Annotated in this window: 4 protein-coding genes; 1 reads left to right on the top strand and 3 read right to left on the bottom strand. The window is 74.5% G+C overall.

Translation table 11 applies throughout. The features are described 5' to 3' along the window. Positions 1-17: 17 nt before the first annotated feature. From ACGF07_RS14910 to ACGF07_RS14920, 3 genes are all read right to left on the bottom strand, one after another. A complete protein-coding gene (locus ACGF07_RS14910; protein ID WP_392898702.1) occupies positions 18-1,712 on the bottom strand; it encodes a phytoene desaturase family protein in 1,695 nt (564 codons plus the stop codon). After that, a complete protein-coding gene (locus ACGF07_RS14915; protein WP_392898705.1) occupies positions 1,699-10,944 on the bottom strand; it encodes an amino acid adenylation domain-containing protein in 9,246 nt (3,081 codons plus the stop codon). The genes ACGF07_RS14910 and ACGF07_RS14915 overlap by 14 nt, the downstream gene beginning before the upstream one ends. Positions 10,945-11,728: 784 nt before the next feature. Continuing rightward, positions 11,729-13,183, bottom strand: coding sequence for a helix-turn-helix domain-containing protein (locus ACGF07_RS14920; protein WP_392898707.1), 1,455 nt, complete (start codon positions 13,181-13,183; stop codon positions 11,729-11,731). 328 nt (positions 13,184-13,511) lie between these two features. Here ACGF07_RS14920 and ACGF07_RS14925 point away from each other — a divergent pair, with 328 nt between their 5' ends. Beyond that, positions 13,512-16,724 (top strand): M28 family peptidase, encoded by a 3,213-nt coding sequence (locus ACGF07_RS14925; RefSeq protein WP_392898709.1) that lies wholly within the window; start codon positions 13,512-13,514, stop codon positions 16,722-16,724. The last annotated feature ends 35 nt before the right edge of the window (positions 16,725-16,759 follow it).

Below are 16,759 nucleotides of genomic sequence, written 5' to 3' on the forward strand. Positions count from 1 at the left end.
GCTGCCGCTCGTCCCCGTCATTCCGGCCCTCCGACGGCCAGCCGGCCCGTGGTGGCCCGGTCGAGTTGCGGCAGGCGGCCCCACTTGCCCGCGTGCCAGGGTTCCTGGTTGTCGCTGGGCCGGGCCCGGAAGGGCCGGCCGAGTTCCCGGCAGAGGTACTGGGCGGCGTACCGGCCGCTGGTGGCGGCCCGGATGAGGCCGCCGAGCGAGGTCCACTGCCCGGCCATGGAGAAGCCGCTGAGGCCCGGCAGTCGCATCCGGTCCCGGTTGACCAGGCGGTTGGCGGCGTCCTCGGCCTCCGAGAAGGCCTGCCAGGCGAGGATGCTGCCGTAGGTGTTGCCGGTGAACCGCTCGGTGGTCACCGGCGAGGCGACGTCGACCAGTTCGATCCGCCCGGCGAGCCCCGGGTGGGTCCGCGCCAGGAACTCCCGGACGAACGAGGCGACTTCCTGCTTGCGGGCCCGGTAGGCCCGGCGGTCGCGCACGCGCAGCTCCTTCCAGGAGCGGTAGTCGCTGAAGTAGGTGCAGTGCAGCACCGACTTGCCCGGTGGGGCGAAGCCCTCCGCGTACTGGGAGCGCAGTTGCACCACCAGGCTGTGCTGGAGCGAGCCGGGGAGCCGGGCGCCCTGCTCGGGCGGGAGCAGGTAGGTGGTGCTGTGCGGTTCACCGGCCGGCAGCGGGCCGTCGACGCCGACGAAGGCGGACACCACGGCCGGGTAGAGGTTGCCGGGCTTGTCGAGGAGCTCGCCGTACAGCCGGTCGGTGGCGGGGCTGGAGTAGCGGCCGCCGAGCAGCCGGTCGAGGACCGTCGGGCCGTCGCAGGCGGCCACCACGTGATCGGCGAAGTGCCGTGATCCGTCGCGCAGTTCGACGCCCACGGCGCGGCCGTCCTCGACCAGGATCCGGTCCACCCGGCAGCGGTAGCCGATCACCCCGCCGAGCGCGGTGTACCGCTCCTCCACCGAGCGGGCCAGCCCCAGCGAGCCGCCCTGGGGGAAGCCCGCGTTGCCGGTGTGCGCGGCGGCCAGGGTGTACAGGTACGGCAGCAGCGGGAACCCGGCCGGCTCCTGGAGGAACATGTTCGGGAAGGCCCGGCGCAGCAGCGGATCCTGGAAGCGCTCCGCGAAGCCGCTCATCGGGGTGGTCGCGGTGCGCCAGAACAGCCGGAAGGCGGGCAGGACGGCGCGCAGGGTGCGCAGCCGTTCGGCCGTCGTGCGCAGCGGCGGCGGGGTGAGGTCCCAGGGCAGGTCGATCGCGGCGAAGCGGCGCAGGTCCTTGCAGAAGGCCCGGATCGGCGCGGCGTCGCCGGGGGCGAGGGCCAGGAGGTGGGCCTCGAGCCGGTCCGGGTCGGTGTGGAAGGTGACGGACCGGCCGTGCTCGTCGACGACGCGGTTGAAGGTGTCGAAGTGCGCCACCGACTTGCCGTCCAGCGCGCCGAGCTCCCGCCAGACCTGGTGGGCGCCGGTGCCCTCCGCGGTGCCGATCAGCCAGTCGATGCAGTAGTCGAAGAGGTAGCCGTGCCGGGACCACGCGGTGCAGCAGCCGCCGGGGAGGACGTGCTTCTCGAAGATCCGCGTCTCCAGCCCGCTCATCTGGGCGTAGCAGCCGGTGGCGAGGCCGGCCAGGCCGGCCCCGATCACGATCACCCGGGGCGGGCCGCCGTCGGCCCGCTCCCTGGCGGACCAGTCCGGCCCGCGGTCAGCCGCGGCCATCGGCGGTGCCTCCGGCCAGGATGGCGCCCGCGAGTTCGGCGTTTCGGGCGGCGAACCCGCCGTCGAGCATCTCGGCGTGGCTGCCGTGCCCGGCGTACACGGCGGTGCCGGTGGTGGAGGCCCCGTGCCAGGACCCGCTCTCGCCGCCGGCGTGGACGCCGAGGCGGTCGCGCTCGCAGACCACGTCGAGCTGGGCCCTCACCGTACCCGTGTTGGGGGTCCGGCTGCAGAACTCCAGGTAGTCCCGGGCCTGTTCCAGGGTCTCCTGGGCGACGATCCGCGAGCCGGTGTGCCGGTGCAGGTGCTCGCGCAGTTCCCGTTCGAAGACGGCCACGTGCTCCTCGCCGAGGTCGAAGGCCTCCACGGTCCGGTAGGCGTCCACCAGCAGGACCGAGGCGACGGTGCGGCCGCGCCGCTCCAGTTCCTTGGCCACCTCGAAGGCGAGGTTGCCGCCGAGCGAGTAGCCGAGCAGGACGTACGGTCCCGGGGCGTGCAGCGCCTCGACCAGGTCCGCGTAGCGGGCGGTCTTGTCGTCGCCGGTGAGGTAGTTGAACGCCGCGAACCGGTGTTCGGGGAGGTGCGCGGCCAGCTGCCGGTAGACCAGGCCGTGGCCGCCCGCCGGCGGGAAGCAGAAGACCGCGCGCGTCTCGGGCGCCCCGGGGTTGAACCACAGGTAGGGCTCGCCGCCGGCCACCTCTCCGGTGATGATCTGCTCGACGGTGCGGGCCATGCCGTGCAGGGTGGTGACCTTGAACAGCAGGCTGACCGGGATGCTGATGTTGAACTCGGTCTGCAGGTGGTGGATCAGCTCGATCAGCCGGATCGAGCTGCCGCCGAGCTCGAAGAAGTCGTGCTGGAGTCCGACGTCCTCCAGGCCGAGCAGGTTCTTCCAGTGCTCGGCGACGCTGAGCTCGTAGAGGGTGACGGGCGGTTCGTGCCGCTCGCCGCCGGTGTCGGCCTCGGGCTCGGGCAGGGCGGCGAGGTCGACCTTGCCGTTCGGGGTGAGCGGCAGGGCCGGCAGTTCGGCGAGGTAGGAGGGGATCATCACGGTGGGCAGGTGCTCGGCGAGGTGGCGGCGCAGTTCGCGGCGGTCCAGTCGGACGCCCTCGGCGGCCACCAGGTAGGCGACCAGCACGGACTCGCCCGAGGCGTCCGGCCGGACCGCCACGCAGGCCTGGGCGAGTTCGGGCAGCGCCGTCAGGTGGGCCTCGATCTCCCCGGGCTCGATCCGGTGGCCGCGCACCTTGACCTGGTTGTCGATCCGGCCGAGCAGGTGCGCGGTGCCGGCGGTGTCCCAGTGGCCGAGGTCGCCGGTGCGGTAGAGCCGCAGCGGGGTGCCGTCGAAGTCGAGGGTGACGAAGCGCCGTTCGGTCTGCTCCGGGTCGTTCGGGTAGCCGGCGGCCACGCCGGCGCCGCCGATCCACAGTTCGCCGGGGACTCCGGCCGGGACGGGCTCGCCGTACCGGTCGAGGACGTACAGCGCGCTGTTCGGGAAGGGCCGGCCGATCGGGACCATCCGGCCCGGTTCCAGTTCCTCGGCGGTGCCCTCGTAGTAGCTGCTGTCGACGGTGGCCTCGGTCAGGCCGTAGGAGTTGACCAGCCTGGTCCGGGGCCCGCACAGGGCGTGCAGCCGCCGGTGCTCGGCGGCCTTCCAGGAGTCGGATCCGACGACCAGCAGCCGCAGGAAGTCCAGCCGCAGGTCCTCGCGCTCGCAGTGGGCCAGCAGGGCGCGGGCCACCGCGGGCACGAACTCGCCGCAGTCCACCGCCTCGTCGCGCATCACCCGGTACAGCCGGGCGGTGTCGAAGAGCAGGTCGCGGTCGACCAGGACGAGGGTGCCGCCGGTGCCGAGCGCCCGGGCGAGGTCGCCGGAGAACACGTCGAAGGCGGTGCCGGCCATCTGCAGGTGCACCCGCACCTCGGTGTCCAGCCGGTACTCCTGCCGCCAGCCGGCCGTGACGGCGGCCAGGTTGCGGTGGTCGACCCGGACGGCCTTCGGGCGCCCGGTGGAGCCCGAGGTGTGGATCACGTACGCCGCCCGGTCCGGGTCCGCGGCGGGCAGCGGCCCGGTGGCGGTGGCGGGCCGGTCCAGCTCCTCCAGGGTGACCAGCGGGGCGGGCAGTTCGGCGGCCGGCGGCCGGTGCTCGTCCACCACGACCAGGGCCGCCCCGGCGTCGGCCACCTGGTAGGCGAGCCGGTCGGCCGGGTGCCCGGGGTCGAGCGGCAGGTAGGCGGCGCCGGCCCGCCAGATCGCCAGCAGGGTGGTGATCAGCTCGGGCGACTTGTCCAGGCAGACCGCGACCACCGATCCCTCGCCGACACCCAGTTCGCCCAGCCGGGCGGCGGTCCGCTGGGAGTTCCGGTCGAGTTCGCCGTAGGTCAGCCGCCGGACGCCGCCCCGGCCGGGGGCTGCCACCGCGACGGCCTCGGGGTGCTCGGCGGCGGCCTTGGCGATCAGCTCGGGCACCGGCACGGGGTGGTCGATGCGCCGGTCGGCGCCGCTGAACTCGGTGAGGATCCGGCGGCGTTCGGCGTCGTCCAGCATCCGCAGCCGGCCGACCGGCTCGCTCTCGGCGGTCCGCGTCATGGCGTCCAGCAGGTTGCGGTAGTGGGCGGCCAGCCGCTGGACGGTCGCGGGCTCGAAGAGGTCGGAGTTGTACTTGAAGACGCAGTGGAAGCAGCCGTCCGCGCGGTCCTCGTAGGCGGACAGGGTGAGGTCGAACTGACCCTCCTCCTCCGGGAGCTCGATGTACTCCAGGCGGTACCCGAAGCGCTCCACGGCGACCTTGTGGGTGAGCAGGATGAACATCGCCTGGAACACCGCGGAGCGGCTCGGGTCGTGCTGCAGCCCCAGCTGCTCGACCAGCAGCGGGAACGGGTACTCCTGGTTGTCGAGGCCGCCGAGCACGCTCTCCCGCACCCGGGCCAGCAGCTCGGCCACCGTGGGCTCGCCGGCCAGGCTCACGTGCAGCGGCAGCGGGTTGACGAAGTAGCCGTAGACGGAGGCGAACTCCTCCCGGGTGCGGCCGGTGACGGGGCTGCCGACCACGATGTCCGGCTGCCCGGACCACCGGTGCAGCAGCAGGTAGTAGGCGCTGAGCAGCACCATGAACGGGGTGGCGCCGTGGGCGCGGGCCAGCTCGTGGACCCGGGCGGTCAGCTCGGCGTCCAGCTGGAAGAACTCGGAGGCGCCGTTGTGGGTCTGCACCGGCGGGCGCGGCTTGTCGGTGGGCAGCGCCAGCACCGGGATCTCGGCCGGCAGGTGCCCGCGCCAGTAGTCGAGCATCCGCTGCGCCTGCGGCCCGGCCAGGAAGCGGTTCTGGTGGTTGAGGAAGTCCAGGTAGCGCGCGGCCACCGGGGGCAGTTCGGGGGTGAGGCCCCGGCGCAGCGCCTCGTAGACCTCGAACAGCTCCTCGATGAAGGTGAAGGTGGAGATCGCGTCGGAGACGATGTGGTGGACGGCCTTCATCAGCACCCAGCGGTCCGGCCCGCGCCGGAACAGCCGCAGTCGCACCAGCTGGTCCTCGGCGAGGTCGTACGGGCGCCGGTACTCCTGGACGATCAGCTCGTGGATCTCCTCCCAGGGGCGTCCCTCGACGTCGAACAGGCCGGTGTCGGGGACCACTTCGGCGCGGATCCGCTGGACGGGCCGCCCCTCCTCGGCGGTGAAGGCGGCGCGCAGCCCGGGGTGCCGGTCGACCAGGAGGGCGAAGGCCGCGAACACCAGGTCGGGGTCGAGTTCGGCCCGCACCTCGACGGCGCCGCCGATGTTGTACGCGAAGCCGTCCGGGTGCAGCTGGCGCAGGAACCACAGCGCCTGCTGGTTGTGGGTGAGCGGGTACCGGGTCTCGTCGGTGTGGGCCTCGATCTCCGCCTGCTCCGGGCCGCCCTCGGCGGCCAGCCGTTCGGCGAGGCCCTCGGTGAGCAGGTCCACCAGGTCGGCGACGGTGCCGTTGCTGAGCAGCGCCACCACCGGGAGCGCGACGCCGAGTTCGCCGTGCACCCGGGCCCGCAGCTCCATCGCGAGCAGCGAGTCGAGGCCGTGGGCGCCGAGTCCGGTGTCCTCGGCGATCCGTTCGGTGCCGGTGCGCAGCACGGCCGCGGCGGCCGCGGTGAACCGCTCGGCGACCAGCTGCCGGCGGGCCTGGGGGTCGGCCGCGCGGTACGCGTCCAGGAAGCCGCCGGTCTCGGCCGGCGCCTGCTCGGCGGCGCTCGCCGCGAGGTCGGCGACCAGCGGCGGTGGGGCGGGGTACCAGGCGAGGAAGGTCGGCCAGTCGACGACGGTGGCGACCAGCAGCTGGGCCCGGTCCTGCCCGAGGACGCGCTCCAGCACGGCCGTTCCGGCCTCCGGGGGCAGCGAGCTCATGCCGCGGGCGTCGCGGTAGTGGGCGACCAGGCCGAGCTCCTCGATCATGCCGGTGGCCCAGGGGCCCCAGTCGAGGCTGAGCGCGGGCAGGCCGTCGGCCCGGCGGTGGTGGGCCAGCGCGTCCAGGAAGGCGTTCCCGGCTGCGTAGTTGGTCTGTCCGGCGGTGGTGAGCAGCGAGGCGACGGAGGCGAACAGCACGAAGTGGTCGAGCGGTTCGGCGGCCAGCAGCCGGTGCAGCAGGTGGCCGCCGACGACCTTGGGGCTGTAGCCGGCGTCGAAGGCCGGGCGGTCCATCTGGGCGAGCAGGGTGTCCCGGACCTGCCCGGCGAGGTGGAACACCCCGCGGATCGGTGGGAGTTCGCGCCTGCGGTAGTCGGCGAGCCAGGCGGCGAGGGCGGCTTCGTCGGTGACGTCCACCGGGGCGAGCAGCGGTTCGGCGCCGAGCGCCTCGAGTTCGCGCAGGAAGGCGATCCGCTCGCCGGCGGGGCTCGCCGGGTCGACGGCCTGCCACTCGGTCCGGTCGGGCAGGGCGGTGCGGCCGACCAGGACCAGCCGCCGGGCGCCGCGCTTGACCAGGGTGCGGCAGAGCAGCCGGCCGAGGGCCCCGAAGGCCCCGGTGACCAGGTAGCTGCCGTCGGGGCGCAGGACCGGCGGCAGCGGACGGGTGAGGCCCTCGGCGCGGCGCAGCCGGCTGGTGAGCCGGCCGCCGCCGCGCAGGGCGATCTCCTGCTCGCCGCCGGCGGTGAGTTCGGCGAGCAGCGCCTCGGCCTGGTCGGTGGCCGGGGCGGCCGGGTCGAGGTCGATCAGGCTGCCGCGCTGGGCGACGAGTTCCTGCTGCCACAGCACCCGGCCGATGCCCCAGGCGGGGGCGCCGAGCGGTTCGACCCGGTCGTGCGGCGCGGCGGCCTGGGTGCCCCGGGTGACGATGTGCAGCCGGCCGTCCGGGCGGGCGGCGGGCAGGGCCTGGGCGAGGGTGATCAGCGAGTAGGCGCCGAGGGTGGCGAGCCGGTCCAGCTGCCCGGCTTCGACGGCGTCCAGGGCGGGCAGGTCGAGGTTCCACAGGTGGACGACCGTCCGGTACGCCGGGTCCAGTTCGGCGAACAGCCGCTGGAGGTCCTCGGCGGAGTCGGGCCGTACCGTCGCCTCGCCGTCGCCCAGCCGGTAGGAGGCGCCGGGGCGGACGAGGTGGCTGCGGGTGCCGCGTTCGGCGGCGAGGGCCGCCAGCCGTTCGGCGAGGCCGCCGTCGTCCGCGAACAGCAGCAGGTCGCCGGTGGGGTGGTCGGCCGCGGCCGCGGGGGCCTCGGTCCAGGCGAGTTCGGTGAGCCAGCCGTCGATGGTGGCCAGGCCCACCGAGCCCGAGGCCCGGGCGACGTCGGCGACCCGGAAGCCGGTGATCCGGCCGAGCGGGGTGCCGTCCTCGGCGTAGAGGGCGAGGTCGCCGACGAGTTCCTCGGCGTCCTCCCGGACGACGGTGGCGTGCGCCCACAGCGGCCGGGCACCGGCCTCGTCGAGCCGGACCTCCTCGATCGAGACGGGCAGGCGGACGCTGCCGTCCTCGGGGGCGTGCAGCCGGGTGGTCAGCAGGGTCTGGAAGCAGGCGTCCAGGAGGACCGGGTGCAGGTGGTGGTCGGCCGCACCGGGCCCGAGCTGCGGCGTGGGGCGGATCAGGGCGAGCGCCTCTCCGGGGCCGGCCCAGACCTCGGCGATGGCCTGGAAGGCGGGCCCGTAGTGGTAGCCGCGCTCGGCGAGGCGCCGGTAGCAGTCCGGGCCGTCGAGCCGCTGCCCCCGGGCGCGGAGCGCGTCGAGGTCCGGTGCCGGCCGGTGGGCGCGGCGCTGGCCGGTGCGGACCCGGCCGCTCGCGTGCACGGCGGGCTCGCCGCCGGGCGGGGTGGAGGCGATGGTGAAGCGGGCGTCCTCGGGCGCGTAGCCGAACTGGACGGGCACCGGCTCGGACTCGGAGAGGAACAGCGCCCGGCTCAGCTCGACCTCGGCCAGCACCACCTCGGTGCCGCCGGTGAGCGCCCGGACGGCCTGGGCGGCCATCTCCAGGTACCCGGCGGCCGGGAAGACGACCTGCCCGTCGATCCGGTGGTCGTCCAGGTAGGGCAGCCGCTCCGGGTCCAGCGCGGTGGTCCAGTTGGGCTGGGCGCTCGCGGTGCGGCGGCCGAGCAGCGGGTGGTCGACCCGCCCGAGCCGGACCTGCTCCACCGGCCGGGGCTCGACCCAGTACCGGTCGCGCCGCCACGGATAGCCGGGCAGCGGCACCGGGCGCCCCGCCGGGTGCAGCGCGTCCCAGCTGAACTCGACTCCCAGGGTGTGCAGTTCGGCCAGGGTGCGGGCGAGGCGCTCGGGCTCGTCCTGCTGGCGGCGGATCGAGGGCAGGGTGTGCGCCTGCTCGGCGCACTCGCGGATCGCGTGCCCGAGCACCGGGTGCGGGCCGATCTCCAGGAAGAGCCGGTGGCCGTCCTCGGCCATCCGCTCGACGGCGGACCGGAACCGGACCGGGTTGCGGACGTTGCGCCACCAGTACTCGCCGTCCAGCTCCGGGCCCCGGGCGAGCCCTTCGGCGGCGGTCAGGTAGAGCGGCAGCTGCGCCTCGCGCGGCTTGATCCCGGCGAGCGCGGCGACCAGCTCGTCCCGGATCGGGTCCATCCGCACGCTGTGGTAGGGGACTTCGACGTCCAGCAGGCGGGCGAAGACGCCCTGCTGGTCGAGCTCCCCGGCGAGTTCGCGCAGGGCCTCGGTGTCCCCCGCGAGGGTCACGGCGGAGGGGCTGTTGACGGCGCCGAGCGAGATCCGGTCGGCGTACGGGCGGATCCGCCGCTCGGCCTCGGCCTCCGGCAGGCCGACCGCGAGCATCGAGCCCGTGCCGGCCAGGCGCTGCTGGAGCCCGCTGCGGGCGAGCACCACCCGGACGGCGTCGGGCAGGTCGTACACCCCGGCCTCGTGGAAGGCGGCGACCTCGCCGGTGCTGTGCCCGACCACCGCGTCCGGTACCAGGCCGTGGCTGCGCCAGAGTGCCGAGATTCCCACCTGGAGCGCGAAGTTGGCGGGCTGGGCGAGCCAGGTCTCGGCCATCCGGGAGTCGGCCTCGTCGCGGCCCAGTTCCTCCAGCAGTGACCAGCCGGCCTGCTCGCGGATCTCCCGGTCGACCGCCCGGACGGCCTCGCGGTAGACCGGCTCGCTCTCGTAGAGCCCGCGGCCCATCCCCCACCACTGCGGGCCCATGCCGGTGAACACCCAGGCCAGCCGCCGCTGCCGGCGTTCCAGGGCGCTGCCCCGGACGACCCGGGGGTGGGCCTCGCCGCGCTCGCAGGCGGCCAGCGCCTCGTCGAGGTCCTGCGGCCCGGAGTGGACCACGGCGAGCCGCTCGGACAGGTGCTGGCGGCGGTGGGCCAGGGTGTGGCCGAGGTCGGTGAGCGCCGTTCCGGCGGCGAGTTCCGCGCGGAGGGCTCCGGCCAGTTCGGGCAGGCCGGCGGCGTCCCGGGTGCTCAGCGGCAGCACCGTGACGGCCGGCCGCGGCGCCCCGGCGGCGGCCGGGGCGGGCGGCGGCGGCTCCTCCAGCAGCACGTGGGCGTTGGTGCCGCCGAAACCGAAGGAGTTGACGCCCGCGCGGGCCGGGCCCTCGTGCTCGGGCCAGTCGACGGCTGCGGTCGGGATCTCGAAGGGCAGCGCGGCCAGGTCGATGCCGGGATTGGGCTGCTCCAGGTTGAGGTGCGGCGGGATGCGGCGGTGCTCGAGGGCCAGCGCGGTCTTGATCAGCCCGGCGACGCCGGCGGCGGCCTCGGTGTGCCCGATGTTGGTCTTGACCGAGCCGACGTAGCAGCGGTCGCCGGAACGGCGGCCGAGGCCCAGCACCCGGCCGAGCGCGGCGGCCTCGATCGGGTCGCCGACCGGGGTGGAGGTGCCGTGCGCCTCGACGTACTGCAGGCTGCCGGGCAGCACCCCGGCCTCGGCGCAGACCCGCTCGATCAGGGCGACCTGGGCGTCCGCGCTGGGGACGGTGATGCCGTTGGTGCGGCCGTCCTGGTTGACGCCGCTGCCGAGGATCACGGCGTGCACCGGGTCGCCGTCGCGCAGGGCGTCGGAGAGCCGCTTGAGCACCACCACGCCGACGCCCTCGGCGCGGACGTAGCCGTCGGCGGAGGCGTCGAAGGCGCGGGAGCGGCCGTCCGCGGAGAGGAAGCCGCCCTTGGTCTCGGCGATCGTGTACTGCGGGGCCATGTGCAGCAACGCGCCGCCCGCCAGGGCGAGTTCGGTCTCGCCGCGGAGCAGGCTCTGGCAGGCCAGGTGGACGGCGACCAGCGAGGAGCTGCAGGCGGTGTCGATCGAGACGCTGGGGCCGCGGAAGTCGAAGCAGTGCGAGATCCGGTTCGACACCATGGTCATCATGGTGCCGGTGGCGGTGTGCGCGGCGATGGTGGCGAAGTCGAGGTCGGCGAACTGCAGGATCTTCCAGTCCAGGGTGAAGGCGCCCATGTAGACGCCGACGTCGCGCCCGGCCAACTCGCCGGGGCGCAGTCCGCCGTCCTCCAGCGCCTCCCAGCTGACCTCCAGGAGCTTGCGCTGCTGCGGGTCCATGTGCTCGGCCTCGCGCGGGCTGATGCCGAAGAAGGCCGGGTCGAAGGTGTCGAAGCCGTCGATGTAGCCGCCCCGGCCGCCGATCAGCCGCCCCGGCTTGGCGCGGTCCCGGCTGCCCAGGGTGCGGGTGTCGTACCGGTCGGCGGGGGTGTCGGTGAGGCAGTCCCGACCCTCGATCAGGTTCCGCCAGTAGGTCCGGTGGTCGTTGGCGTGGCCCGGCAGGCGGCAGCCGATCCCGGTGATCGCGATCCGGTCGCTGGGCACGGCGAAGGGCGAGGTGGTCATGGTCCAATCCGGGGTCGGTGGCGGGACGGCGCGGGTGGCTGGGGCGGCTTCTCGGGCCGGGGGTCAGGCGGGCCGCTCGGCAGCCCTGGTCGGGCGCCTTGGATGCGGCGGGGTGGCGGGGAGCTGACCGCTGGTCGGGAGCACGGCCGGGGCGCGGCCGAGCCGACCGGGGTGGACGACGATGTCGGTGGGGACCGAATACCCATGTGCCGGAATGAGTAATCCGGCCACGAACACTGAATACGCCGAGAAGCCGATCGGAGACGCCCGGAGTTGGAGCCGTGAGCGCGCGGCGGGGGTGCCGGAGAAATCATTCACACCCTTGTCCCCGCAATTCCCGGGGCGGTCACCGAACGGCCCGGCCGACCGGGCCTCCGCCGCCGGCGGCGGCACCGGGCGGACCACCCCGAGGGGGTCGACGTGCGGCGCCGGGGAGCGGACCGGGCCGGGCGCCCGGTGCAAGCGCGGCGAGGTGACGACCGCACGCCGCACCCCCCGGGGCGGAAGCGGACGGGTGAGCCGGCGTGCGATGACGGACAGCACGCGCCCCCTTGTTCTTCGCTGACAAACGACTGGAAACGCCAGAGACTCTAGCGGGAGCCGAAGCCCGGGGCAGTCATTCGACGTGTTAACGCCATAAATGACTCGATCGGCGGACGGTCCGCGCACGAAGTTGACGCCGCATCGGCGCGACGGGGGCGCATTCGAGGGCGAACCATCGGAAGCCGGCGCGAGGCGCACCCAGCCGGGGACCGGACGCCGTCACGCGCCCGACCGAACGGGGTCAGCGCCCGACCAGCTCCGCCAGCCGGTGGGCGGCCTGCGGGTCGTGCACCGCCAGCCGGGCGCGCAGGGCGCGCAGCTCGTACCCGACCAGCGCGGGCAGGGCGGTGGCCGCGGCGGACTCCAGGGCGGGCCCGAGGAGTTCGACGGCCGCGCCCGGATCGTGGGCGCAGGCGTGGCAGTCGGCCGCGCGCACGGTGAACAGCAGCCGGCTGGACGGCAGCTGGCCCGGGCCGAGCAGTCCGAGCGCCGTCTCGGTGGCGGCCAGCGCCCGGCGGGCCAGCCCCGGGTCGTCCACGGCGGCGGAGAGGTCGCGCAGGGCGGCGGCCGCGGCGGACTCGACCCGCAGCCGCATCGAGGCGATGGACAGCCAGGGCACGTCCGCCTCGTCCCGCTCGTCCATCCGGTCCAGGTGCGCCCGGGCCAGGTCGATCTGCCGGAGGGTGGTCCGGATGTCCCCGGTCAGGGCGTGGGCGCGGGCCCGGCTGATCCGACCCATCGCCCCGGCCCAGTGCCGCCCGGGGGCGGCCCGGTCGATCGCCCGGGCGTATCCGAGCGCGGCGGCCGGATCGCCGTCCAACCGGGCCAGGATGCTCAGGTCGCTGAGCGTGCCGACCAGGGTCGGCTGGTCGGCGGCCAGTTCGGCCCAGCTGAGCGCGCGGTCGAAGCAGGCCATCGCGGTGGCGTTGCGGCCGCCCTGCATCCGCAACGCCCCGGCGGCGTGGGCGTGTTCCGCGGCCAGCCGGGCGAGCGGCCGGCGCTGGGCGTCGGACGCGGTGGCCAGCCGGGCGAGCACCGCGTGCAGGGTGCGCTCGACGGCGGCGGTCAGGCCCGGCAGCCCCCCGGTCTCGCCGGAGCGCAGCTGGGCGGCGAGCAGGCCGGTCAGGGCGTGGGCGGTGGCGGCGTCCAGCGGTGGCGGGCCGGCCGGCTCGGCACTGGCGGCGGCGTCGCAGAACTCCGCATGGAGAGCCGCGAGTTCGTCGCTCTCCGGGACCCGGCAGCCGTCGGCTCCGTGCAGCGGGCAGAGCAGTCCGTAGTCGGGCAGCCGGGCCGGTGCGGGGACGGCGACCGGAGCGTGGAGCGGCTCGGTCGGCGCCCCGCCCGGCAGCGGCGGCCGGACGAGGCCGGGCGGGAAGGGCGCGCGCAGCGGCTGGTCGGCGGCCTCGGCGCGCACGCAGGCGGACCGCAGATCCCCGCCGGCACCGAGCAGTTCGTCCATCCGGTCGGCGGTCCTGGGGGTGACCCGCCGGGCACCGTGCTCGATCTTGCTGACCGCGGTGTGGTCGTAGCCGATCCCCGCACCGAGTTGCGCCTGGGTGAGCCCGGCCCGGCGCCGCCAGTGCCGCAGCCGAGCGCCGAACTCCCGCCAGGGGTCCGGGTCGTGGGCGCCGAACGGTTCCGGCGCACCGCTCTCCGCCGACACCTGCGCGGCCGAGTCCGAACGGTTCCGGTGCACGGCTGCCTCCCGGGAGACAGGCCCTGGCGCGGGGCCCTGCGACGAGTCCGACGTTGAGGACGGTACTCGATGGCGCTCGTCCCGTACATGACGTGGTCTCAACCACTGGGAGAAACGCCCAGCTCGCCGGTGACCGGCACCTGCGGCTTGACGGAATTTGCCAAGGCCTTGCCCGCCCTGCACCAGCCATTGACCCGGGCATGACGCCATGTGAGGGTTCGGGCACCCGAGCGCGGACGGCCCGCCCGGCCGCCCCCCGGACGCGGCCTGCGGTGCGCCACCAGCCGAGCCGTCCGCGGTCGAGGACCCCCACACCCGAGGAGCCTCGATGCAACGCAGAGTTTCCCCACGACGGTTGCTCACCGCGGCGACCACCCTGACCGTACTGGCCGGTTTGGTCGTCACGACCGCGGGACCGGCCGGCGCCGCTCCCGCGCCCTCCCCCACCCCCGCGCCGCCGAACGCCCTGGCCGCCGCCGTTGGCGCCGCCGACGCCGCGACCGCGGCCGGACTCGACGCGCTCGCCAAGGGCCCCGACGAGACCTACGAGCGCCGCTCCGTCACCCCCTGGCTCGGCGGCCTCTACTCCGTCTCCTACGAGCGCAGCTACCGCGGCCTCCCGGTGGTCGGCGGCGACGCGGTCGTCCTCGCCGACGGACAGGGCAAGGTCCGCGCCCTGCAGTCCGCCGCCCCCGGCCCGGTCGGCGGCTCGACGACCCCGCAGGTCAGCGCCGCCGACGCGGAGCGGACCGCGCGGACCAGGCTGCCCGTGGTGGACACCGTGGAATCCCGCCGCCTCGTCGTCCGGGTCAAGACCGGTACGAGCCGGCTCGCCTGGGAAACGGTGCTGACCGGACGCACCGACCGCGCGCCGAGCCGGCTGCACGTCTTCGTCGACGCCGCCACCGGCGAGGTGGTCGACAGCTACGACGACGTCCGGGCCGGCAGCCTCAACAGCAAGTGGAACGGCCCCGGCCCGCTCACCATCAACACCACCGGCTCCGGTGGCACGTACACGCTGCGCGATCCCGGCCGCCCCGGGCTGAGCTGCTCCGACTACGGCACCGGGCAGGTGTTCAGCAAGTCCTCCGACTCCTGGGGCACCGGAAACCCGTCCAGCAAGGAGACCGGCTGCGGCGACGCCATGTGGGCGGCCCAGCAGGAGTGGAACATGCTCCGCGACTGGCTCGGCCGCAACGGGCACGACGGCAACGGCGGCAGCTGGCCGGTCAAGGTCGGCCTCAACGACGTCAACGCCTACTGGGACGGCAGCTCCGTCTCCATCGGCCACAACCAGAGCGGCGAGTGGATCGCCGCCCAGGACGTCGTCGGCCACGAGTTCGGCCACGGCATCGACCAGTACACCCCCGGCGGCGCCGACAACGAGAACGGCCTCGGCGAGGGCACCGGCGACATCTTCGGCGCGCTCACCAAGGAGTACGTCAACCAGCCCGCGCCGTACGACTACCCCGACTACCAGGTCGGCCGCGAGGTGAACCTGGTCGGGCAGGGCCCGATCCGCAGCCTCTACCAGCCGTCCCGGGTCAACAACGACCCGGACTGCTACTCCTCCGCCATCCCCAGCACCGAGGTCCACGCGGCGGCCGGCCCGCTGAACCACTGGTTCTACCTGCTGGCGATGGGCTCCAACCCGGGCGGCGGCAAGCCCACCAGCCCGACCTGCAACGGCTCCTCCGTCACCGGCATCGGCGTCAAGCAGGCCGGCCAGGTCTTCTACGGCGGCATGCTGCTCAAGACCAGCGGCATGACCTACAAGCGCTACCGCACCACCACCCTCACCGCGGCCAAGAACCTCGACCCGACCTGTACCTTCTACAACCGGACCAAGGCCGCCTGGGACGCGGTCAACCTGCCCGCCCAGGCCGGCGACCCGACCTGCACGCCCTCCGGCACCAACGACTTCTCGCTCGCGCTCGGCCCCGCCTCCGGCTCCGTCCAGCCCGGCGCCTCGACCACCGCGACGGTCTCCACCTCCGTCACCTCGGGCACCGCGCAGACCGTCACCCTGAGCGCCTCGGGGGCCCCGACCGGAGTCACCGCGACGATCACCCCCGCCTCCGTGCAGGCGGGTTCGTCCGCCACGCTGACCCTCTCGGCCTCCTCCGGCGCTCCGGCCGGAACGTACGTGATCACCGTCACCGGGACCGCCGGCGCGGCCACCCACACCGCCCAGTACACCCTCACCGTCGGCGGCGGGGGCAACCCGGGCGGTCCGGCACCCGACATCGACGTGGCCAAGGTCCAGGCCCACCTGGCCCAGTTGAACACCATCGCCGACCAGAACGGCGGCAACCGCCGGGCCGGCAGCGCCGGGCACAGCCAGTCGGTGGCGTACCTCAAGGCCAAGCTGCAGGCCGCGGGCTACACCGTCAGCCAGCAGACCTGCACCTCCTGCACCTACCAGTCCGACAACCTGATCGCCGACTGGCCCGGCGGCCCGTCCGACCAGGTCACGATGTTCGGCGCCCACCTGGACAGCGTCCCGGCCGGCCCCGGCATCAACGACAACGGCTCCGGCTCGGCCGTCCTGCTGGAGAACGCGCTCGTGCTCGCCCAGCAGAACCCGAGCCTCACCCGGCACGTCCGGTTCGCCTGGTGGACCGGCGAGGAGCAGGGCCTCCAGGGCTCCCAGTCCTACGTCGGCCGGCTGAGCTCCACCCAGCGCTCGGCGATCAAGGCCTACTACAACTTCGACATGGTCGGCTCCCCCAACGCCGGCTACTTCATCAACAACCTCTCCTCCGCGGCCTCCGCCCCGATGAAGGCCTACTGGGACTCGCTCAACCTCCAACCGGAGGAGAACGTCGAGGGCCAGGGCCGCTCGGACGACTACTCCTTCCAGCAGGCCGGCATCCCGACCTCCGGCTACGCCGCCGGCGCGGACGCCGTGAAGACCTCCGCCCAGGCCGCCAAGTGGGGCGGCACCGCGGGGCGTTCGTACGACTCCTGCTACCACCAGTCCTGCGACACCACCGCCAACATCGACCCGACCGCGCTGAACCGCGCCGCCGACGGCGTGGCCTACACCCTCTGGAAGACCTCGGTCGGCGGCGCCACGCCCGCCAACGACTTCTCCCTCTCGGTGAACCCGGCCACCGCCACCGTCAAGCCCGGCGGCTCCGCCACCGCCACCGTCGCCACGGCGACCACCTCCGGCTCGGCCCAGACGGTCAACCTGACCGCCACCGGCACCCCGGCCGGGGTCACGGTCGCCTTCAACCCCTCCTCGGTGCAGTCCGGCGGCTCGGCCACGATGACCGTCACCACCGCGGCGAACACCGCGGCCGGCACCTACGGCATCACCGTCACGGGCACCGGCTCGGCCACCCACACCACCGCCTTCACGCTGATCGTGGGCAACGGGAACCCGGACCCCGGCGGCACCTGGACGCCCGGCACCACGTACCGGGCGGGCGACCAGGTGACCTACGACGGCGTCACCTACCGCTGCATCCAGGGCCACACCGCCCAGGTCGGCTGGGAACCGCCGATCGTCCCGGCACTGTGGCAGCCGGTGTGACCGGCGGGTGCCGACCGCCGGCCCCGACCGGCACC

This window comes from Kitasatospora sp. NPDC048194, from assembly GCF_043202455.1.
Classification (GTDB): Bacteria; Actinomycetota; Actinomycetes; order Streptomycetales; family Streptomycetaceae; genus Kitasatospora.

Coding starts and splice junctions, on each gene's coding strand:
- ACGF07_RS14915 (WP_392898705.1), bottom strand. CDS start 10,944: ATGACCACCTCGCCCTTCGCCGTGCCCAGCGACCGGATCGCGATCACC.
- ACGF07_RS14925 (WP_392898709.1), top strand. CDS start 13,512: ATGCAACGCAGAGTTTCCCCACGACGGTTGCTCACCGCGGCGACCACC.
- ACGF07_RS14910 (WP_392898702.1), bottom strand. CDS start 1,712: ATGGCCGCGGCTGACCGCGGGCCGGACTGGTCCGCCAGGGAGCGGGCC.